This window comes from Dawidia cretensis (genome assembly GCF_018598175.1).
Classification (GTDB): Bacteria; Bacteroidota; Bacteroidia; order Cytophagales; family Cyclobacteriaceae; genus Ohtaekwangia; species Ohtaekwangia cretensis.
Window position 1 is genome coordinate 1 of the sequence record NZ_JAHESE010000191.1, and the last position, 271, is coordinate 271.

General features: G+C 37.3%; 1 protein-coding gene. It reads left to right on the forward strand.

Going from position 1 to position 271, the window contains the following annotated elements; all coding sequences use genetic code 11:
- Positions 1–271 (forward strand): maltokinase N-terminal cap-like domain-containing protein (locus KK062_RS30315; protein ID WP_438836547.1); only part of this gene is annotated, 271 nt, incomplete at both ends.

A 271-nucleotide genomic window follows, 5' to 3' on the forward strand; every position in this document is an offset into this window, starting at 1 on the left:
GTCATGGGATAAGCTGTTTGATAACTACAATGAAGTTAGATTCATAGAAAGAAAAATACTTTCCCCATTCCTTAAAAAATGCCGATGGTTCGGAGGGAAAGCCAAGATCATCAGTAAGATTGGAATTCATAAAGTAATACCACTAAAGATTGATGGAGACGCTCACTTCCTTACGATCATAGAAGTGCATTATGTGCAACGTCTTCCTGAATTGTACTTCTTACCTCTAACATTTGTATTGGCCGATCACATTCTTGAACGTGTTGAATAC